We start from the raw sequence: 281 nt of genomic DNA, 5'->3' as shown, positions 1-281 counted from the left end.
ATCCAGTCCAAGCTCCTTGGCGACCGCAAGCGACTGGGCGGCAAACGCTTCATTCGCTTCAATCAGGTCGATCTGCTCCAAGGTTAGCCCCGCTTTTGCCAGTGCTTTTTTGGTAGCCGGTACGGGTCCGATCCCCATCACGCTTGGGTCCACTCCCGCGCTGGCATTGGCGATAATCCGGGCTATCGGCTTGCAGCCAAGCTCTTCCGCCTTTTCGCGTGACATGATTAACAGCACCGCTGACCCGTCGTTAATCCCGGAAGCATTTCCTGCCGTTACGC

Annotated in this window: 1 pseudogene; it reads right to left on the bottom strand. The window is 58.0% G+C overall.

What is annotated here, in order from left to right:
• Positions 1–281 (bottom strand): annotated as a pseudogene (locus MXD62_RS08475) (acetyl-CoA C-acyltransferase); the annotation flags it as partial.

The sequence above is a fragment of the Frankia sp. Mgl5 genome (assembly GCF_023242985.1).
GTDB classification, from domain to species: domain Bacteria; phylum Actinomycetota; class Actinomycetes; order Frankiales; family Frankiaceae; genus Parafrankia; species Parafrankia soli.
Note: the sequence above shows the minus strand (reverse complement) of the source record. Positions and strands in the feature narration are given on the sequence as shown.